The sequence below is a fragment of the Pseudomonas sp. p1(2021b) genome, assembly GCF_020151015.1.
Taxonomy (GTDB): domain Bacteria; phylum Pseudomonadota; class Gammaproteobacteria; order Pseudomonadales; family Pseudomonadaceae; genus Aquipseudomonas; species Aquipseudomonas putida_K.
Genome location: NZ_CP083746.1, coordinates 3,864,808 through 3,882,963, shown reverse-complemented (window position 1 = coordinate 3,882,963; position 18,156 = coordinate 3,864,808). Strand labels below are relative to the sequence as shown.

General features: G+C 61.5%; 19 protein-coding genes. 13 read left to right on the top strand and 6 right to left on the bottom strand.

The features are described from left to right. Window positions 1-106: 106 nt before the first annotated feature. A complete protein-coding gene (rpoS, locus tag K8374_RS18030; protein ID WP_084854413.1) occupies window positions 107-1,114 on the top strand; it encodes an RNA polymerase sigma factor RpoS in 1,008 nt (335 codons plus the stop codon). Between the two features lie 645 nt (window positions 1,115-1,759). Here the strand turns inward: rpoS and fdxA are convergent. The 3 genes from fdxA to K8374_RS18015 form a co-directional block, all read right to left on the bottom strand. Continuing rightward, on the bottom strand, window positions 1,760-2,083 hold the full coding sequence (gene fdxA / locus K8374_RS18025) for a ferredoxin FdxA (RefSeq protein ID WP_054891051.1): 324 nt from the start codon (window positions 2,081-2,083) through the stop codon (window positions 1,760-1,762). 141 nt (window positions 2,084-2,224) lie between these two features. Then, complete coding sequence (mutS, locus tag K8374_RS18020) at window positions 2,225-4,795, bottom strand: DNA mismatch repair protein MutS (protein ID WP_224456633.1); 2,571 nt, start codon at window positions 4,793-4,795, stop codon at window positions 2,225-2,227. A gap of 146 nt (window positions 4,796-4,941) precedes the next feature. Beyond that, window positions 4,942-5,742, bottom strand: a complete 801-nt coding sequence (locus K8374_RS18015) for a phytanoyl-CoA dioxygenase family protein (RefSeq protein WP_084854420.1) — start codon at window positions 5,740-5,742, stop codon at window positions 4,942-4,944. A 235-nt stretch (window positions 5,743-5,977) separates the two neighbouring features. Between K8374_RS18015 and K8374_RS18010 the strand changes: the two genes are divergently transcribed. Further along, a complete protein-coding gene (locus tag K8374_RS18010; protein ID WP_224456632.1) occupies window positions 5,978-7,363 on the top strand; it encodes an amino acid permease in 1,386 nt (461 codons plus the stop codon). Window position 7,364: 1 nt separating this feature from the next. On the opposite strand, the gene K8374_RS18005 is transcribed toward K8374_RS18010, so the two are convergent. Beyond that, on the bottom strand, window positions 7,365-8,261 hold the full coding sequence (locus K8374_RS18005) for a LysR substrate-binding domain-containing protein (protein WP_224456631.1): 897 nt from the start codon (window positions 8,259-8,261) through the stop codon (window positions 7,365-7,367). 148 nt (window positions 8,262-8,409) lie between these two features. Here K8374_RS18005 and K8374_RS18000 point away from each other — a divergent pair, with 148 nt between their 5' ends. The 8 genes from K8374_RS18000 to recX all read left to right on the top strand — a co-directional run bounded on the left by K8374_RS18000 (window position 8,410) and on the right by recX (window position 14,091). Beyond that, the gene (locus tag K8374_RS18000; RefSeq protein WP_084854426.1) at window positions 8,410-9,156 is read left to right on the top strand and encodes an XRE family transcriptional regulator; all 747 of its coding nucleotides are present in this window, start codon (window positions 8,410-8,412) and stop codon (window positions 9,154-9,156) included. 236 nt (window positions 9,157-9,392) lie between these two features. Beyond that, window positions 9,393-9,725, top strand: a complete 333-nt coding sequence (locus K8374_RS17995) for a phage holin family protein (protein WP_224459355.1) — start codon at window positions 9,393-9,395, stop codon at window positions 9,723-9,725. 142 nt (window positions 9,726-9,867) lie between these two features. Beyond that, a complete protein-coding gene (locus K8374_RS17990; RefSeq protein WP_224456630.1) occupies window positions 9,868-10,452 on the top strand; it encodes a 2OG-Fe(II) oxygenase in 585 nt (194 codons plus the stop codon). Window positions 10,453-10,457: 5 nt separating this feature from the next. Continuing rightward, window positions 10,458-11,252 (top strand): hypothetical protein, encoded by a 795-nt coding sequence (locus tag K8374_RS17985; protein ID WP_224456629.1) that lies wholly within the window; start codon window positions 10,458-10,460, stop codon window positions 11,250-11,252. Between the two features lie 41 nt (window positions 11,253-11,293). Then, window positions 11,294-11,842 carry a hypothetical protein gene (locus tag K8374_RS17980; protein ID WP_224456628.1) on the top strand — a complete coding sequence of 183 codons (549 nt, stop codon included), beginning with the start codon at window positions 11,294-11,296 and terminating at the stop codon, window positions 11,840-11,842. 117 nt (window positions 11,843-11,959) lie between these two features. Then, complete coding sequence (locus K8374_RS17975) at window positions 11,960-12,442, top strand: CinA family protein (protein WP_224456627.1); 483 nt, start codon at window positions 11,960-11,962, stop codon at window positions 12,440-12,442. Between the two features lie 105 nt (window positions 12,443-12,547). After that, window positions 12,548-13,615 (top strand): recombinase RecA, encoded by a 1,068-nt coding sequence (recA, locus tag K8374_RS17970; RefSeq protein WP_084854453.1) that lies wholly within the window; start codon window positions 12,548-12,550, stop codon window positions 13,613-13,615. Between the two features lie 8 nt (window positions 13,616-13,623). After that, the gene (gene recX, locus K8374_RS17965; protein ID WP_224456626.1) at window positions 13,624-14,091 is read left to right on the top strand and encodes a recombination regulator RecX; all 468 of its coding nucleotides are present in this window, start codon (window positions 13,624-13,626) and stop codon (window positions 14,089-14,091) included. 14 nt (window positions 14,092-14,105) lie between these two features. On the opposite strand, the gene K8374_RS17960 is transcribed toward recX, so the two are convergent. After that, window positions 14,106-15,224: an LOG family protein gene (locus tag K8374_RS17960; RefSeq protein ID WP_224456625.1), complete on the bottom strand. Its 1,119-nt coding sequence runs from the start codon at window positions 15,222-15,224 to the stop codon at window positions 14,106-14,108. Window positions 15,225-15,625: 401 nt separating this feature from the next. Between K8374_RS17960 and K8374_RS17955 the strand changes: the two genes are divergently transcribed. Then, complete coding sequence (locus K8374_RS17955) at window positions 15,626-15,832, top strand: hypothetical protein (protein WP_224456624.1); 207 nt, start codon at window positions 15,626-15,628, stop codon at window positions 15,830-15,832. Here the strand turns inward: K8374_RS17955 and K8374_RS17950 are convergent, their stop codons facing one another. Further along, entirely contained in the window at window positions 15,833-16,255 is a 423-nt protein-coding gene (locus K8374_RS17950; protein ID WP_084854457.1) for a quorum-sensing-regulated virulence factor family protein, read from the bottom strand. A gap of 219 nt (window positions 16,256-16,474) precedes the next feature. Between K8374_RS17950 and K8374_RS17945 the strand changes: the two genes are divergently transcribed. Both K8374_RS17945 and erdR read left to right on the top strand, forming a co-directional pair. Beyond that, on the top strand, window positions 16,475-17,185 hold the full coding sequence (locus K8374_RS17945) for a tRNA-uridine aminocarboxypropyltransferase (protein ID WP_224456623.1): 711 nt from the start codon (window positions 16,475-16,477) through the stop codon (window positions 17,183-17,185). 258 nt (window positions 17,186-17,443) lie between these two features. Continuing rightward, the gene (gene erdR, locus K8374_RS17940; RefSeq protein ID WP_224456622.1) at window positions 17,444-18,094 is read left to right on the top strand and encodes a response regulator transcription factor ErdR; all 651 of its coding nucleotides are present in this window, start codon (window positions 17,444-17,446) and stop codon (window positions 18,092-18,094) included. Window positions 18,095-18,156: the final 62 nt, after the last annotated feature.

Here is an 18,156-nt window from a genome sequence, read left to right as displayed (position 1 = left end):
TTTGCCCCGGCCTGTTCCCACTGACGTAGAGGGGACAGGCTCCAGCGCTGCCAGGGAAACAGGTGCCGCTCGAGCCTGAGTTCGAACTCAGCAAAGGACTATAACAATGGCTCTCAGCAAAGAAGTGCCGGAGTTTGACATCGACGATGACCTCCTTCTGATGGAGACAGGCATCGTTTTGGAAACGGATGTGGTGTCAGACGAACCTGCTGTACCTTCGGTTCGGACCAAGGCCAAACAAGGCTCATCGCTCAAGCAACACAAGTACATCGATTACAGCCGGGCGCTCGATGCCACCCAGTTGTATCTCAACGAGATCGGTTTCTCCCCGCTGCTTTCTCCCGAAGAGGAAGTGCACTATGCGCGCCTGTCGCAGAAAGGGGACCCGGCTGGTCGCAAGCGCATGATCGAGAGCAACCTGCGCCTGGTGGTCAAGATCGCTCGCCGTTACGTCAACCGTGGCCTGTCGTTGCTCGATTTGATCGAGGAGGGCAACCTGGGGTTGATCCGGGCGGTGGAGAAGTTCGACCCCGAGCGAGGTTTCCGCTTCTCGACCTACGCCACCTGGTGGATCCGCCAGACCATCGAGCGGGCGATCATGAACCAGACCCGCACCATTCGCCTGCCGATCCACGTGGTCAAGGAGCTCAACGTCTACCTGCGCGCGGCACGGGAGTTGACCCAGAAGCTCGACCACGAGCCCTCCCCGGAAGAAATCGCCAGCCTGCTGGAAAAACCGGTCGCGGAGGTCAAGCGCATGCTTGGGCTCAACGAACGGGTTTCTTCGGTGGACGTCTCGCTCGGCCCGGACTCCGACAAGACGCTGCTCGACACCTTGACGGATGACCGCCCGACCGACCCATGCGAGTTGCTCCAGGATGATGACCTGTCCCAGAGCATCGACCAGTGGTTGGGCGAGCTGACCGACAAACAGCGTGAGGTGGTGGTACGCCGATTCGGTCTGCGCGGGCATGAGAGCAGCACCTTGGAGGATGTCGGCCTGGAAATCGGCCTGACCCGTGAGCGGGTGCGGCAGATCCAGGTCGAGGGGCTCAAGCGCCTGCGCGAGATCCTCGAGAAGAACGGGCTCTCCAGCGAGTCCCTGTTCCAGTAAGCGCCGCTGCTTTGACAAACGCCCCGATGACCCCGGGGCGTTTTTGTTCGTGGGCGAGAATGTTTACTTCGCTACCGTTGTAGCAGCGCTTGTAAGAGATTGCTTACCTGTCATGTAGGACTTTTCTGTAGGGATCAGTAAATCATTGTCGTTTCCACCGGGCTTGAAATCCTAACGTACTGATAATTGAGGATTTTTTAGGTGTGAAAAGATGTGTCCACTGAATTGTTTTGAGAGGTTTGACCCTTGCTCGCCAAACTGGAATGGCTAGTATTCGAACTGTGTCGACGGACTGACACAGGCTTTCAAGGATGAAAGTCAGGGACATCGCAAGAAGCGATTCATCAGGATGATGATTGGGACAAGCAGGGACTACGGAAAAAATGTGGGCGGGTCAAACCGCCCCTTTTTTTGCCTGTAGAAAAGTCGCATGAATCCACGCCCCTTGTAGGAGCGGCCTTGTGCCGCGATCGGCTGCGCAGTAGCCGTAAAATCAGCCACCTCGATATACCAGGTAATCGTGCACGCAGGCTTTACGGCTGCGGCGCAGCCGATCGCGGCACAAGGCCGCTCCTACAAGGGTAAAGCCTGCACATGTTTTGCAGGCAATAAAAAAGGCCCTTTCGGGCCTTCAGGTTCGGACGCTTAGCGTTCCAGATCCGCGATCTTGCCAGGCTTGCCATCCCATTCTTCGGCGTCAGGCAGCGGGTCCTTGCGCTCGGTGATGTTCGGCCAGATCTCCGCCAGTTCGGCGTTCAGCTCGAGGAAGTTCTCCATGCCGGCAGGTACTTCGTCTTCCGAGAAAATGGCTTGGGCCGGGCATTCTGGTTCACACAGGGCGCAGTCAATGCACTCGTCCGGGTGAATCACCAGGAAGTTCGGGCCTTCGTAGAAGCAGTCCACCGGACAGACTTCCACGCAGTCGGTGTATTTGCATTTGATGCAGTTGTCGGTGACGACGAAGGTCATTTCTAGTTCTCTCCTCAGGCGACGGCGGCGGCCCTTCCTCTAACGGGCCGCGCGGTTTACAGGCAGTTGGCTGCAGGCCAGGCTAATAACCTGCAGCACCGGCAAACCGCGGCGGATTCTACCAGCTTGTTGTGGGCGCCGTTATAACAGGTTTTTCAGTTGATATAGCGTTTCGATAGCTTGGCGCGGTGTCATCTCGTCCAGGTCCAGCTTGCCCAGCTTCTCGATGGCCGGGTGTGGCAGGCTGGCGAACAGGTCGCTCTGGTGCGGCACCTGCGGCTCGCCCTTGGCAACTTTGACCGGTTGCTCATGGGGCAGGCTGGCCGTTTCCAGGCGGCCCAAGTGCTCGCGGGCACGTTGGATCACCGGCGCCGGCACGCCGGCCAGCTGCGCCACGGCCAGGCCGTAGCTCTGGCTGGCCGGACCAGGCAGTACGTGGTGCAGGAAGACGATGCGTTCGTTGTGTTCGGTGGCGTTCAGATGCACGTTGGCCACCAGCGGCTCGCTCTCCGGCAGCACGGTCAGCTCGAAGTAGTGCGTGGCGAACAGCGTGTAGGCACGCAGCTGGGCCAGGCGCTCGGCGGCGGCCCAGGCCAGCGACAGGCCATCGAAGGTGCTGGTGCCACGGCCGACTTCGTCCATCAGCACCAGGCTGCGGTCGGTGGCGTTATGCAGGATGTTGGCGGTTTCGCTCATCTCGACCATGAAGGTCGAGCGCCCACCAGCCAGGTCGTCGCTCGAGCCGATACGGGTGAAGATGCGGTCGACCAGCGACAGCTCGCAGCGCGCTGCAGGTACGAAGCTGCCGATATGCGCCATCAGTACGATTAGCGCGGTCTGGCGCATGTAGGTGGACTTACCGCCCATGTTCGGGCCGGTGATGATCAGCATGCGCGTGTTGTTGTCCAACGCCAGGTCGTTGGCCACGAACGGCGTGGTCAACACCTGCTCGACCACCGGGTGGCGGCCCTGTTCGATGCGCAGGCAGGGCTCGTCGACGAAGGTCGGGCAGTTGAGGTCCAGGTTCAGCGCGCGCTCGGCCAGGTTGCTCAGCACATCCAGCTCGGCCAGGGCAGCGGCGCTGTCCTGCAACGGGGCCAGGTGGCCGATCAGGGTCTCGAGCAAGGCGTCGTAGAGCATCTTCTCGCGCGCCAGGGCGCGGCTCTTGGCCGACAGCGCCTTGTCCTCGAACGCCTTGAGCTCGGGGGTGATGAAGCGCTCGGCACCTTTGAGGGTCTGGCGGCGGATGTAGTCGCCCGGCGCCTGCTCGGCCTGCTTGGTGGGCAGTTCGATATAGTAGCCATGCACGCGGTTGTAGCCGACCTTGAGGTTGGCCAGGCCCGTACGGGCTTTTTCCCGCGCTTCCAGGTCGATGAGGAACTGGCCGGCGTTTTCGCTCATGGCCAGCAGCTCGTCCAGCTCGCTGTCGTAGCCGGTCTTGAGTACACCGCCGTCGCGGATCACCGCCGGCGGGTTGTCGATGATCGCCCGTTCCAGCAGGCTGGCCAGTTCCGGGTAGGTGCCGGTGATCGCCGCCAGGCGTGCCAGGTGCGGGGCCTCCAGCTCGGCCATGGCGTTCTGCAGCTCGGGCAGGGCGCCCAGGGCATCGCGCAGGCGGGCTAGGTCACGCGGGCGGGCGTTGCGCAGGCCGATACGGGCCAGGATCCGCTCGATGTCGCCGATTTCCTTGAGCTGCGGCTGCAGCTTCTCGAAGCGGTAGCCGTCGAGCAGGCAGCGGATCGAGTCCTGGCGTGCCTTGAGCACTTTCAGGTCGCGCAGCGGGCGGTTCAGCCAACGGGTCAGCAAACGGCTGGCCATGGCGGTCTGGCAACGGTCGATGACCGATTGCAGGGTATTGTCGCGGCCACCGGCCAGGTTGACGTCCAGCTCCAGGTTGCGGCGGCTGGCGCCGTCCAGGATCACCGTGTCGTCCATGCGCTCATGGCGCAGGCTGCGCAAGTGCGGCAGGGTGGTGCGCTGGGTTTCCTTGGCATAGGTCAACAGGCAGCCGGCGGCGCCGATGGCCAGGGTCAGCTTGTCGCAGCCAAAGCCCTTGAGGTCCTGGGTCGCGAACTGCTGGCACAGGCTTTTACGGGCCGAGTCGCGGTCGAAGTCCCACGGCGCGCGGCGGCGGCAACCCGGGCGCTTTTCCGCCGGCAGGCCCTGGGGCCAGTCGTCGGGGATCAGCAGTTCCACCGGGTTGATGCGCTCGAGCTCGGCCAGCAGGTTTTCCCAGCCCTTGATTTCCTGGACGGTGAAGTTACCGCTGGTGATGTCCAGCACTGCCAGGCCGAACAGGCGCTCATCGCCCAGCAGCGCGGCAATCAGGTTGTCGCGGCGCTCGTCGAGCAGGGCCTCGTCGCTGACCGTGCCGGGGGTGATGATCCGCACCACCTGGCGCTCCACCGGCCCCTTGCTGGTGGCCGGGTCGCCGATCTGCTCGCAGATCACCACCGACTCGCCGAGCTTGACCAGCTTGGCCAGGTAACCTTCCACCGAATGGAACGGGATCCCGCACATGGGGATCGACTGGCCGGCGGACTGGCCACGGGCGGTCAGGGTGATATCCAGCAGTTTGGCGGCTTTCTTCGCGTCTTCGTAGAAGATCTCGTAGAAATCGCCCATGCGGTAGAACATCAGCTGGTCTGGGTGCTGGTTCTTCAGCTTCCAGTACTGCTGCATCATTGGTGTGTGTGCGGAAAGGTCAGACATTCAAGGCCTTGAAGCTGTGCGTCTCAGACAAAATGCGAAACGCCCAAGTCTACAGGTTCTTGCCTGCCGGGCACAGGCGCCCAGGCCACTTCGTTGATCATCGAAGCGGCGTTGCCCCGCGCGGGCGGGCGCGGGGCAGCGCGCTTTCAGCTGCGTTGCCAGACCACCGGGAACCAGTCTTCGCGCATGCGCTCGCCGTCGCGCAGGTTGATGCCCGGGAAGGGCGGTGAGGTGCGGCCGGGGCGCTGCACGTAGCGCACGTCGTCGCCCAAAAAGCGGGTGGAGAAGGCCCGGCGCCTGCCGGTGCCGGTGTTACCCGCCGCGCCGTGCACGGTGCGGAAGTCGAAGACGATGGCATCGCCCGGCTCCAATTCCGGCGACAGGATCTGGTATTCGCCGTTCTCTACATCCGGCATGTCCATGTACAGGTTCTGGCCGTCGGCGTCGGTGGCGCCGTAGAAGTCCTGGTTGCTGGCCCAGCGTTTGGGGCGCACCGGCTTGGGCCAGCGGTGCGAGCCAAGCACCACGCTCAGGGTGTTGTGGCGGGTGACCGGGTCCAGGGGGATCCAGTAGCTGGCGGTCTGCAGGCCGTCGACGCAGTAGTAGGGCAGGTCCTGGTGCCAGGGGGTGGGCTTGGCGGTGCCGGGCTCCTTGACCAGGATGTGGTCGTGGAACACTTGCACCTGCTGGGCGCCCATCAGTTCGCCGGCCAGGCCCGCGGCGGGAGAGTTGAGCACGAAGTCGGTGAACGCGGGGATGCGCTGCCAGTTGCAGTAGTCCTCGAAGAACCGACCGCCTTCGCCGGAGCCGACGTTCTCGATGGCAAAGGCGCTGGGTTCGGCCAGGTTCTGCTCGAAGCCTTCGCGCAGGCGTTCGATCCAGTCCTTGAACACGCCACGCAGGATCACGGCGCCGTCGCGCTGGTAGTCTTCGATGTGGGGATTCATGGGGCAGCCCTCTCCTTGTTGTTGTCGTGGCACCAGCATCGGGTGCCGGCGAGGGCCGGGTAAATCATAGAATTCCTATTCGTCACTATAGCTATTCTGTATGCCCCATCTTGTTGTCTTGCCTTTCGATTGGCCGGTTAATAGCCCTGCGCCCTGCGGTTTCCGGGCCTTGCGTGAACCCTTCCACGGCAGCGCGACTGCCGGCCAAGAACAAGAACAACGAGGAGTCCCTGGGATGAACGACCACAACAACCTGCGACGGGGCCTGAGTACCCGGCACATCCGCTTCATGGCGCTGGGCTCGGCGATCGGCACGGGGCTGTTCTATGGCTCGGCGTCGGCGATCAAGCTGGCCGGGCCGTCGGTGCTGCTGGCCTACCTGATCGGTGGTGCGGCCATCTACATGATGATGCGCGCCCTCGGCGAGATGGCCGTGCGCAACCCGGTGTCCGGCTCGTTCGGGCAGTACACCAGTCAGTACCTGGGGCGCTACCTGGGGTTTCTCACCGGCTGGAGCTATGCGTTTTCCATGCTGGTAGTGTGCCTGGCGGACGTCACCGCCTTCGGTGTTTACATGGGCCTGTGGTTCCCCGACACTCCGCGCTGGATCTGGGTGCTGGGTATCGTCTGCTTCATCGGCGCGCTGAACCTGTGCAGCGTCAAGGTGTTCGGTGAAATGGAGTTCTGGTTGTCGCTGCTCAAGGTCACTGCGATCATCGCGATGATCCTGGCCGGTGGCGCGGTGCTGCTGTTCGGCATCCAGCTGGGTAATGGCGCCGAGACCGTCACGGGGCTGTCCAACCTGTGGAGTCACGGTGGGTTCTTCCCCAACGGCATCGGCGGGATGATCGCCTCCTTCACCGTGGTGATGTTCGCCTTCGGCGGCGTCGAGATGATCGGTATCACCGCCGGCGAAGCCAAGGACCCCAAGCGCGTGCTGCCCAAGGCGATCAATTCGGTGCCGCTGCGCATCCTGCTGTTCTATGTGCTGACCCTGGTGGTGCTGATGGCCATCTACCCCTGGACCAAGATCGGTAGCCAGGGCAGCCCGTTCGTGCAGATCTTCAGTGGCCTGGGCATCGGCTCGGCGGCGACCCTGCTCAATATCGTGGTCATTTCGGCGGCGGTGTCGGCGATCAACAGTGACATCTTCAGCGCCGGGCGCATGATGTATGGCATGGCCCAGAACGGCCAGGCACCGTCGGGCTTCTCGCGGCTGTCGCGCTTCGGCGTGCCATGGATGACCGTGGTGGTGATGGGCGTCGCTTTGCTGCTGGGTGTGGTGCTCAACTATCTGGTGCCGGAGAACCTGTTCCTCATCCTGGCCGCTGTGGTGACCTTCTCGATCGTCTGGGTGTGGCTGATGATCCTGCTCTCGCAGGTCGCCATGCGCCGTGGCATGAGCCGCGAGGAAATCGCCGCCCTGGACTTCCCGGTGCCGCTGTGGCCGGTAGGGCCGGCCCTGGCCATCGTGTTCATGCTGTTCATCTTCGGCGTGCTGGGCTGGTTCCCGGATACCCGCACGGCGATGTACGTCGGCCTCGGCTGGCTAGCCCTGCTGTCGGTGGGCTACTGGTTGTGGGTGGCGCGCCAGCCGCGCCCGGCACCGGTCAGTGCCTGAGTCAGACGGAAAACAGCTCGCTGGCCCAGCGCAGGAATGCCTGGGCCGCAGGCGAGGGGCGCATGGCGCTGGACTGCGCCAGCACCACCGACTGCGGGCTGACCGCTTCGCGCAAGGGCCGGCACGCCAATGGCCGGCCATCGTAGCTCTGGTCCCCCGCGGGGCGGGTGCAGGATAACGCCACGCCATAGCCATGGGCGACCAGTCCACGTTGCATCTCGAAGGTCTGGGTCAGTTGCTGGGAACGTGGCTGCAGGTCATGGGCCCAGAACAGCGACAGGAAGTATTCACGGGTGCGGGCGATGTCTTCCAGGATCAGGCATTCCTCGGCCAGCTCAGCCAGCGAGACCTGTTCCTGGCGGGCCAAGGGGTGGTCCACCGGCAACAGGGCATAGGGCGCCACCTGCGCCAGCACACGCCGCTCGATCTGCGGGTCCAGGCCCACGTCATAGGTCAGCGCCAGTTCTGCCTTCCCATCGTTCAAGCGTCGGTTGACACCCGCCAGGTCGGTCTCGAACAGGGTGATGGCGACTTCCGGGTGACGCTGGCGAAAGCCGCTGAGCAGGCGTGGCGCGTACCAGGGGCCCAGGTCCTGGAAGCAGATCAGGCTCAGGTTGCCGCGCAGCACTTCCGGTTCATCCCCCGCTGTGCCGATGCCAGCAGCCATGGCCAGGATTTCGCGCGCCTGCTCGAGCAGCTGGCGCCCGGCCGGGCTCAGTTCCAGGCCGCGGCTGGCCTGGCGCAGGAACAGCTTCTCGCCCAGGATCGCCTCGAGCTGGGAGATCGCCAGCGACACCGAAGGTTGCGAAATATGCTTGGCCCGGGCCGCGGCACTGACGCTGCCTTGTTCGGCAGTGGCCACGAAGTATTCGAGCTGGCGGAAGGTAAAGCCGATCATTGTTGTTCTTGTCCTTCTGTTGGCAGGCGAAATCATCCTGCGCCACCGGGCCCATGAGCCTACAAGGAATTGCTTGTTCATGGGGAACGACAAGAGAAATGGCCTGCATGGATTGCATTTGCGTTGCAGCACATCCATGATGCACGGTATGCAAAAACGCAACGTTGCCACCGTACTCAGAGCACTGCTCGATCGCCACGGCCTGTCCCCGACGGAGCTGCACCGGCGCACGGGCGTTCCCCAATCCACCTTGTCGCGCATCCTCAGCGAGAAGATCGTCGACCCGTCCGACAAGCACGTGTCGAAGATCGCCGATTATTTCGGCGTGAGTACCGATCAGCTGAGAGGCCGTGCCGAGCTGGGCGAGACCCGCGAGCTTCGCGAGTCGGCGCAGCCGGCCCATGGCCATGCGGAGCTGAGCGACATCAGCCTGTGGGACGACGAAACCCCGGTCGAGGACGACGAGGTTTCCGTTCCCTTCCTTCGAGAGGTCGAGTTGGCAGCAGGATCAGGACGATTCGTCATCGAGGAAAGCGAACGCGCGCGCCTGCGTTTCGGCAAGCGCAGCCTGCGCCACAATGGCGTGCAGTTCGACCAGGCCAAGTGCGTGACGGTACGGGGCAACAGCATGTTGCCGGTGCTGCGCGATGGGGCAACGGTAGGCGTCAACACCGGCAAGTGCTCCATTGGCGACATCATCGATGGCGACCTCTATGCCATCAACCACAACGGCCAGCTGCGGGTGAAGCAGGTCTATCGCCTGCCCACTGGCATCCGCCTGCGCAGCTTCAACCGCGACGAGCACCCCGACGAAGATTACAGCTTCCAGCAGATGCAGGACGAACAGATCAGCCTGCTGGGACATGTGTTCTGGTGGGGTATGTACGCCCGCTGATCGACAGCCAATTTCAAGAAAACCCGCTTCGGCGGGTTTTTTTTTGCCTGTGGAAAATCCCTACAAGCCGTGTCGCGTATGGCTTGCATGCATAACGGCAAAATCCATATGCATAAAAGCATGATGAAATGCATTGACCGTCTATGCATTGATGCATATTTTGTCTGCGAAGCCGCTGAATGAATTACGGAATGGCGGTGATGGAGGCCTTTGGAATTCATATAGGAGGCGGGGCAGTGATGAACGAGCAACCAATGTTGCTGGAGGTGCCGTTCTGGCTGGTGATCGTTCTGGCGTTGGTGGGCGGACTCTGTGGCGAGATGTGGCGGGCCGACAAGGCCGGTGCTCGAGGCTGGTCCTTAATGCGACGGCTGGCGTTGCGATCCGGGGCGTGCATGATCTGTGGTGTTTCGACTGTCATGTTGTCGTATGCCAGCGGTATCTCGATCTGGAGTGCTTGTGCCTTGGGGTGCATGACCGCGCTGTCGGGGGCCGACATCGCCATCGGTTTTTACGAGCGCTGGGCAGCCAGGCGGCTGGGATTGAAGGATGTTTCCCAGGATCGGTAAGTGTTCTCGACTTCGTTGTTCGCTACGGCAAGGCATGCCTGTGAAGAGGGTGGTCACGCGCAGGGTTTTCCCTATGCCGATGGCTGCGAAAGCACCCTAACGTTCATCGGCACAGCCATGAGCCAGACGAGGAGGGTAGAGAATGACTGCGTTAACGGCCTACCAGAATATATGTGTCATAGATGATGGATTGACGGGGGATGAGCACGCCAAGTTACTTGGACTATTGAGTGGTGCCGTTTGGCGTTACGGGTGGCCCTATCCGTATTCTCCGCTCGAGCGCCCGTGTTGGCACAGCTTCATCGCAGGTACGCAGCGAAACGAACTGGAGGACTGCGAGCCTGAATTACGATCACGACCGGATTGGGCATTCCTGGCTGATTTTTGGGCGCGAATAAAAGCGGTTCACATGCCTGAGGCAACGTTATTGGGTGTGTACGCCAACGGCCAGACCAGTGGCCAGGATGGTCCTATACATCGGGACAATACAGCCGAGGAACCGGGACGCACCGTGATGCTGTTCTGCAGTGAGCATTGGGCTACCTGCTGGGGCGGCGAATTGATGTTCTACGGTGATGACAAGGAAACGATTCTCAGGGCCGTCCAACCTAAACCAAGGCGAGTCGTGGTGTTCGATGGCGAAATTCCCCATGGCGCAAGAGCGCCAGCGACGAGTTGCAACAGATTGCGCATGAGCGTGGCGTTCAAAACGTTGATCAAGGAGTAAGGCGCATGGCCAGGACGGTTGAAATTATTTTGGGGTATGTCGACAAACCCGTGGGCGTGGCAGCGGCCGGTACTTCACTGATCGACCAGTACAATAGTGACAAGAAGGGGTTCGCCCTCGTCAATCAAAATGCCCAGACAGGAGCGGCGGTGGCGGGTGTAATCTCGATCGTGAAATTGACCGCTGGGTTTACTCCGTTTCTCAATATCAAAACGAATACGCTTGCGGCGACGACGGTGTTTCTGAAAATAACGGCTCAATATCGTACGAATAAAACTTTTGAAGCTGGCGATATTCTTAGTTTGGTCGGGAATGTGGCGGGTGTCGTGGGGAGTGTGATGTTGCTGACTGGCGCCGCTCAAGCATCTCTCCCGTTCGTTGCGATGGGCATAGGCGCTAACGTAGCGGGCATTGTTTTGTCAGATGTAGCGACGAAGTTGCATGCCACCCTGCTGAAACCATTATGGGAAAGGCATTTTCGTGCCAATCCGAAGTCGGCGTACCCCAATTACTGGGTGGCCCCTGACTTGAAGCTTGTATCGCTAGCGCAAATCGACTCTCTCTATGGGAACCGCATCGCAGTTAACCAGTGGGATCCAAGTACACGTGTTGTTACACTTGTAGGAAAAAGCCGGCATCTTTATAGCGGCACTATAGGGTCTACTGGAGGCTACATCGAGAACGGACATTCAGGGCCTATGATTTTTCCGCTCCCGGAGCCACCGGGATGGCGAATCGATATTGGGCCTATTGAAATTGTCAGCCCGCAGGGCGCTTTTGGTATCGATCGTTACCATTGAATGTCCGTCGGTTCATAGCCACGAACGTGCTCAGGTATTAAATGTCGTCGATTGCTCAATTTGCCGCACTGCTTAAAACACAACCCCCTAAGGTGCAGGTCTTGAATGTCTTGCTGGTAGGGGTAACCCTTTTAGCGATGGCGGCACTTTACCATAGCGGCCTCAGAACCTATATGCCGCCGGATGCGAAAAATTTGGTCACTGTAGAGGCATGGATTAATGGCTATGCTTCTCCGTGGGAATATAATCGTTCGGTGCTCAGATTTGGTGTTTCCTATATTGATCAGGAGGGGAGGCAGGTCCAATCGGCTTTTTTGGATGCTGGCGTTTATGAACGAGAAAAACTGCGAATAGGTTCAAGGCTGCGTATGACCATTGAAGTGGGTGAGCAAGAGACTGTGCTTCGAGCGTTAGTGAGCCCAGAAGGGAAGGTGCTTTTCGATGATAACTTCAATCAACAGGTCGTGGCTTGGAATAACGAATCGATTTGGCAGGCAGTGGTGCTTTGTACCCTCGCCGCCATGGGGTTTATTTTTGTTGCACTCTTGATTGCGTGGAAACATCGCCGGGTGCTTTTGGGGCGATCTTGATTTAACTGAATTTATTCCTATTGTGTGTAGGAGCTTGCAGGAGCCGCATTGATGCATGGCCGCTCTCCGTTCGCGGCGTCTGTGCTAGGGTGACGAGCAGTCTTCAAGGAGTACACCATGGACCCGATCACCGTTCTCTCCACCCGCTTGGGCGAGCACCTGCGGCGCTTCAAAGCCCAGGTGACCACTGCTGAATCCTGCACCGGTGGGGGCATCGCCGAGGCCATCACCCGCATCCCCGGGAGCTCGGCCTGGTTCGAGGCCGGCTACGTGACCTACTCCAATCGCCAGAAGACCCGTCAGCTGGGGGTGCCTGAAGCGCTGTTCGCCGACGTGGGCGCCGTCAGCCAGGAAGTGGTCGAGGCCATGGTCCGCGGGGCCCAGGCTGCCAGCGGGGCGCGCTTTGCCGTGGCGGTCAGTGGCGTGGCCGGGCCGGACGGCGGTTCACCGGCCAAACCGGTGGGTACCGTATGGCTGGCCTGGGCCGACGGCGCCCATGTGACCAGTGAGCGCCGGCACTTCGACGGTGACCGCGAAGCGGTGCGCCGACAGACGGTGATCGCCGCGTTAGACGGCTTGTTACAGCTTGGAGCGGAGTAAATCGCTGGCGGGGGTTTGCGGAATCGTATCCCTGTGGAATAATACTGGCTACTTATACAGGTATTCCCGGCCCCAGGGCCGCCAGTCGATCACGTGAGGATTTCAATGGACGACAACAAGAAGCGCGCCTTGGCTGCGGCCCTGGGTCAAATCGAACGCCAGTTCGGCAAGGGCGCAGTCATGCGCATGGGCGATCACGAGCGTCAGGCCATTCCAGCCATCTCCACCGGCTCCCTGGGCCTGGACATCGCCTTGGGCATCGGCGGCCTGCCAAAAGGCCGTATCGTCGAGATCTATGGCCCGGAATCCTCGGGTAAGACCACGCTGACCCTGTCGGTCATTGCCGAAGCCCAGAAGAATGGCGCCACCTGCGCCTTCGTCGACGCCGAACACGCCCTCGACCCGGAATATGCCGGCAAGCTGGGTGTCAATGTCGACGACCTGCTGGTTTCCCAGCCGGATACCGGTGAACAGGCCCTGGAAATCACCGACATGCTGGTGCGCTCCAACGCCGTCGACGTGATCATCGTCGACTCCGTGGCGGCTCTGGTACCCAAGGCCGAGATCGAAGGCGAGATGGGCGACATGCACGTGGGCCTGCAGGCTCGCCTGATGTCCCAGGCGCTGCGCAAGATCACCGGTAACATCAAGAACGCCAACTGCCTGGTCATCTTCATTAACCAGATCCGTATGAAGATCGGCGTGATGTTCGGCAGCCCGGAAACCACCACCGGTGGTAACGCCCTGAAGTTCTACGCCTCTGTGCGCCTGGACATCCGTCGTACTGGCGCGGTCAAGGAAGGCGACGAAGTCGTGGGCAGCGAAACTCGCGTCAAGATCGTCAAGAACAAGGTTTCGCCACCGTTCCGCCAGGCCGAGTTCCAGATCCTCTACGGCAAGGGTATCTATCGCAACGGCGAAATCATCGACCTGGGCGTGGCCCAAGGCCTGGTGGAGAAGTCCGGTGCCTGGTACAGCTACCAAGGCAACAAGATCGGCCAGGGCAAGGCGAACGCCGCCAAGTTCCTGCAAGAGAACCCAGCCGTGGGCGCCGAGATCGAGAAGCAGATCCGCGAGAAGCTGCTCAACGCGGGTGCCGTCGCTGCTGCAGGCAAGGCTGCTGCCGCCGAGGCCGATGCCGACGACATGGCTGACGCCGACGCTGGTTATTGAGTGGCTCCATGTCCGTCGTACTCGACACCCCCGTCGCCGTTCGACGGACAGCCATGGACCTGCTCGCACGTCGCGAGCATGGTCGTGTCGAGCTGACGCGAAAACTGCGTCAGCGCGGCGCGCCGGATGAGCTGATCGAGCCTGCGCTCGATCGGCTTGCCGAAGAAGGGCTGCTCAGTGAGGCCCGCTATCTCGAAAGTTTCATCTCCTACCGCTCCAATGCCGGCTATGGCCCCGCGCGTATTCGCGAAGAGCTTGGCCAGCGTGGCCTGAACCGTGCTGATATCGACCAGGCCCTGCGTGACAGCGGGGTGGACTGGGCGGCCCGGTTGCAGGATGTCTGGCAACGCAAGTTCGCCGGGCAGCGCCCTCATGACCCTCGTAGCCGTGCCCAGCAGACCCGATTCCTGGCTTACCGTGGCTTCCCCATGGAACTCATCGGCCGCCTGCTCAGCGGTCGGGATCTGGACGACTGAGCATTATTGCTCCTTCAATCGACCTTCAGCGCCTCCCGCGCCCGTTGGGTGGTATGCATCGGCTGCGGCTTGGCCCAGTTTTCCGGCAGGTTGATGAAGTCCACCAGCTCGCGCAGGCGGCCTTGGTCTCGACCGTTGAAGGCGAAGGTCAGCCGCGTGAGATGGCTGAAATTGCCAACCTCGTGTTCAAGTCCGCTATCAGGCTGTTGGTGGTATTTGCCGCTCAGGCGCAGGTCCGCGAACCCCTCCTGGATGTCATAGAGCGCCGCGTCGCTCAACGGGTGGTGCATGCGGATGACGAACTGGTTTTTCAGCCAGCGGCTGGAGTGGTAGTTGCTGTAGAACTGGTTGATCTCCTCGACGGCTTCGTCGGCGCTATGCACCAGGCGTAGCAGTTTCAGATCGCTGGGCAGGATGTAGCGGTTTTCTTCCAGTTGCCGGCTGATGAACGCCAGGGCGTCGCGCCAGAAGCTACCACCAGGCGAGTCCAGCAGCACCACTGGCACCAGCGGGCTCTTGCCGGTCTGGATCAAGGTGAGCACTTCCAGTGCTTCATCGAGGGTACCGAAGCCGCCCGGGCACAGGACCAGCGCGTCGGCTTCCTTGACGAAGAACAGCTTGCGGATGAAGAAGAAGTGGAACGACAGCAGCTTCTCCGTGCCGTCCACCGTGGCGTTGGCATGCTGCTCGAAAGGCAGCGTGATATTGAAACCCAGGCTGTGCTCGGTGCCAGCGCCTTCATGGGCGGCAGCCATGATGCCGCCGCCGGCCCCGGTGATGACCATCAGGTCCGAGCGGGCCAGGGTCGCTCCCAGCTCTCGGGCCAGGGCATACATGGGGTGCTCCAGCGGCGTACGTGCCGAGCCGAACACCGTGACCTTGCGCCGCCCCTTGTAGCGTTCCAGGGTGCGGAAGGAATGGTCGAGTTCGCGCAGGGCCTGCAAGGTGATCTTGGCATTCCAGCGGTTGCTGTCGTCGTGGGCCATACGCAGGATGGTCAACATCATGTCGCGGTACAGCGGTAGGTTGGGGCTGCCGGGGGCGACCAGTTGCAGCTGTTCTTCAATCTTGCTCAGGTCGATACCGTTGTCCCTGAAGTGATTGAACAAGAGTTCGTTCGGTTGGTAAGGCATTCAACGTCTCCTTCTGCAGCAGAACCTCTGACCGGGTCGATGGCGTATCCCGGCCGCGACACTGCGTGTGTCGCTGGCTGCTCTAGCTCGAGTGTGCACACCGAGCATTGCAGTAGGCCTTCAAGGCCGTGGTGCAGTGGCAAATCCATCACGTTGTCGTTTTATTTTGGACCGCAAATACCGTGCCCTCGGCATTCTCCTCGGTTTGCCGGAAATATATGGGGGTTGCTATCAATCTAGACCCTGGCGCGCGAACGTGCTGCCTCGGGTGACCCAGGCCAGGCGAAGGTCACGCAAACAGGCAAAACAGAACGAACAATCTCCACTCGTCGGATCGGATCCAAGCCTTGCGAAGCTCTGGTTAACTGAAGGCGCGGCGTCTCGATGCAGGAGGTTGCGATATGCATCGGCTGGTGATCGAGGTGGATAGGCAGCTGTACCTGCTGCTGAAGCGGGCAGCTCAGGCCAACCACCTGAGCCTTGAAGCGGAGTGCCTGCGCAGGTTGGGCGACGGCGAGCGGCGGTCGCGCTACCTTCAGGCCCTGCTGGCAGAGCTGCGCGCCGACGAAGAGCAGCGGCGCGCCAATGACAACGGCCGGGTGGCCTGATTACTTCTTCTTGTTGCCTGCTACGCAACTGGCGTTATCGAACGCCTGATCCATGATCGGCTGGTTGGTCTTGTACACGGTGAATCGGTAGACCAGTACGGCGCCCTTGGACATCAGCTGACGGTAGCCGTTGTTACGGCAAACGCTGTCACCCAGCTGGCTGCGCACTTGCTCCGGGTTGGCGCGCATTCGCTCGGCATGGCTCTCGCGCACGCTCAGGTGGTTGACCAGTGCCTTGCCTTTCTCGACTGTGTAGCCCTGGTCGAGAATATCTTCGTTGATGGCGCGGGGCGTGCCGACGCTGCTTTCCTTGGCGACCTTCTCCAGCATCTGGTTGAGCTCGTATTCCTGCTTGGAGGCTGCCTGGGCCGCCAGGGGCAGGGCGAGCAACAGGCTCAAGGCCGGGATGGTAAAACGCAGCATGAATCTCTCCTGGTTCGATGACTGGCACTTTGACCTGCGCCGGCGAGCGGCGTTCCGTGGCCCCCGCATCGATGGGGATCCCAGGTCGCAAAAGCGTGATTATAAAGGAGGCGTCCGGCCGCCTGCACGGCAAATGACGCCGCCTCTGGTAGACTGGCAGCTCGTTTCTCGCCGAGTTGTCGCAGTGTCCGTTCCTTATCTCCCCAGAGGCTTGCAGCCATGAGCCACGCGGTAGCGCGCCTGCGCGCCGAGCGCCTGGCCCGCAGCAACAAACCTTTCATTGCCCGTGGCTCGCGCGCCCTGCGCTGTCCGGATTGCCGGGTGATCGCCAGCCATTGTCTATGCGCCCTCAAGCCCAAGGTGCAAGCCGACGCCGGGGTGTGCCTGGTGATGCACGATACCGAGCCGTTGAAGCCGACCAACACCGGCTGGCTGATTGCCGACCTGGTCGAAGATACCGCAGCGTTTGGCTGGCAGCGCACCGAGGTCGACCCGCGCCTTTTGGCCTTGCTCGATGACCCCCAGTGGCAGCCCTATATCGTTTTCCCGGGCGAGTTCGTGGCGCCGGAGCGGGTGGTCAGCGACGTGGTGCGTGAGCCTGGCAAGCGGCCGCTGTTCATCCTGCTCGATGCGACCTGGACCGAAGCCCGCAAGATGTTCCGCAAGAGCCCGTACCTTGACCGCTTCCCGGTGCTGAGCCTGCAGGCCGAGCAGATGTCGCGCTATCGCCTGCGTCGTTCCAAGCGTGACGACCATTTCTGCACGGCCGAGGTTGCCGCCATGTGCCTGGAGCTGGCCGGCGATCAGCAGGCCGCCCGGGCCTTGGATGCCTACCTGGACGTCTTCAGCCTGCATTACCTCAGTGCCAAGCGGCATTTGCCGCTGGACTTGCAGGACGATACCCACCAGCGCTTGCATACCTTCCTATAGTCCAAGGGGCAGGTGCGCCGGATTGGTTCATAATGTCCGGGCTGGCAGCCAGGAAGGCGAGGACGACCGGGCGATTGGCTTGACCACCCGGAGCGTGCTCGGCATTCTTGGCGCCGATTCGGGCACGACGAAGATGCTGTTACCCCGGACTTCGCCGTGCCTTACCGGCCGGCGGCCCTGCCGTTCGCGCCTTGAGTTGCCTGCCTGGTGCTTCCTCCACCCCTCTAGCGCCTGGCACAGAACAGGATCCATAGATCGATGGCCACATACGAAATCCTGATTGCCGATGACCACCCACTGTTCCGCAGCGCCCTGCGCCAGGCCGTTACCCTCGGCCTGGGGCCCGACGTGCGCCTGGTCGAGGTGGCGAGCATCGCCGAACTGGAAACCCGCCTGACCGAGAAGGCCGATTGGGACTTGGTCCTACTGGACCTGAACATGCCCGGTGCCTATGGTTTCTCCGGCCTGGTCCTGCTGCGTGGGCAGTACCCGCAGATCCCGGTGGTGATGGTGTCGGCCCAGGAAGAAGCGGCCGTGGTGGTCAAGTCCCGCGAGTTCGGCGCCAGTGGCTTCATTCCTAAATCCAGCAACCTGGACGTTATCCAGGAGGCCGTGCAGAAAGTGCTCGACGGCGAAGTCTGGTGGCCGCCCCAGGCGTTCGAGAAGGTTGATGTCTCGGCCGAAGCCAAGGCCGCCAGCGAAGGTCTGGCGAGCCTCACGCCGCAGCAGTTCCGGGTGTTGACGATGGTCTGCGAAGGTTTGCTGAACAAACAGATCGCCTATGAGCTGAATGTCTCGGAGGCGACCATCAAGGCCCACGTGACGGCGATCTTCCGCAAGCTCGGCGTGCGTACCCGCACCCAGGCGGCCTTGCTGCTGCAACAACTGGAATCGGTTGCGAGCAGCTAAGTCCCCGTCCGTTCACGCTTTTTTGACTCGGGTTGGACTAATCTGCCGGCCCTTTACCGGTG

What these genes read in the sequence shown, in the direction of transcription:
- rpoS (WP_084854413.1), top strand. Translation starts at nt 107, where the DNA reads ATGGCTCTCAGCAAAGAAGTGCCGGAGTTTGACATCGACGATGACCTC.
- fdxA (WP_054891051.1), bottom strand. Translation starts at nt 2,083, where the DNA reads ATGACCTTCGTCGTCACCGACAACTGCATCAAATGCAAATACACCGAC.
- mutS (WP_224456633.1), bottom strand. Translation starts at nt 4,795, where the DNA reads ATGTCTGACCTTTCCGCACACACACCAATGATGCAGCAGTACTGGAAG.
- K8374_RS18015 (WP_084854420.1), bottom strand. Translation starts at nt 5,742, where the DNA reads ATGAATCCCCACATCGAAGACTACCAGCGCGACGGCGCCGTGATCCTG.
- K8374_RS18010 (WP_224456632.1), top strand. Translation starts at nt 5,978, where the DNA reads ATGAACGACCACAACAACCTGCGACGGGGCCTGAGTACCCGGCACATC.
- K8374_RS18005 (WP_224456631.1), bottom strand. Translation starts at nt 8,261, where the DNA reads ATGATCGGCTTTACCTTCCGCCAGCTCGAATACTTCGTGGCCACTGCC.
- K8374_RS18000 (WP_084854426.1), top strand. Translation starts at nt 8,410, where the DNA reads ATGCAAAAACGCAACGTTGCCACCGTACTCAGAGCACTGCTCGATCGC.
- K8374_RS17990 (WP_224456630.1), top strand. Translation starts at nt 9,868, where the DNA reads ATGACTGCGTTAACGGCCTACCAGAATATATGTGTCATAGATGATGGA.
- K8374_RS17985 (WP_224456629.1), top strand. Translation starts at nt 10,458, where the DNA reads ATGGCCAGGACGGTTGAAATTATTTTGGGGTATGTCGACAAACCCGTG.
- K8374_RS17980 (WP_224456628.1), top strand. Translation starts at nt 11,294, where the DNA reads ATGTCGTCGATTGCTCAATTTGCCGCACTGCTTAAAACACAACCCCCT.
- K8374_RS17975 (WP_224456627.1), top strand. Translation starts at nt 11,960, where the DNA reads ATGGACCCGATCACCGTTCTCTCCACCCGCTTGGGCGAGCACCTGCGG.
- recA (WP_084854453.1), top strand. Translation starts at nt 12,548, where the DNA reads ATGGACGACAACAAGAAGCGCGCCTTGGCTGCGGCCCTGGGTCAAATC.
- recX (WP_224456626.1), top strand. Translation starts at nt 13,624, where the DNA reads ATGTCCGTCGTACTCGACACCCCCGTCGCCGTTCGACGGACAGCCATG.
- K8374_RS17960 (WP_224456625.1), bottom strand. Translation starts at nt 15,224, where the DNA reads ATGCCTTACCAACCGAACGAACTCTTGTTCAATCACTTCAGGGACAAC.
- K8374_RS17955 (WP_224456624.1), top strand. Translation starts at nt 15,626, where the DNA reads ATGCATCGGCTGGTGATCGAGGTGGATAGGCAGCTGTACCTGCTGCTG.
- K8374_RS17950 (WP_084854457.1), bottom strand. Translation starts at nt 16,255, where the DNA reads ATGCTGCGTTTTACCATCCCGGCCTTGAGCCTGTTGCTCGCCCTGCCC.
- K8374_RS17945 (WP_224456623.1), top strand. Translation starts at nt 16,475, where the DNA reads ATGAGCCACGCGGTAGCGCGCCTGCGCGCCGAGCGCCTGGCCCGCAGC.
- erdR (WP_224456622.1), top strand. Translation starts at nt 17,444, where the DNA reads ATGGCCACATACGAAATCCTGATTGCCGATGACCACCCACTGTTCCGC.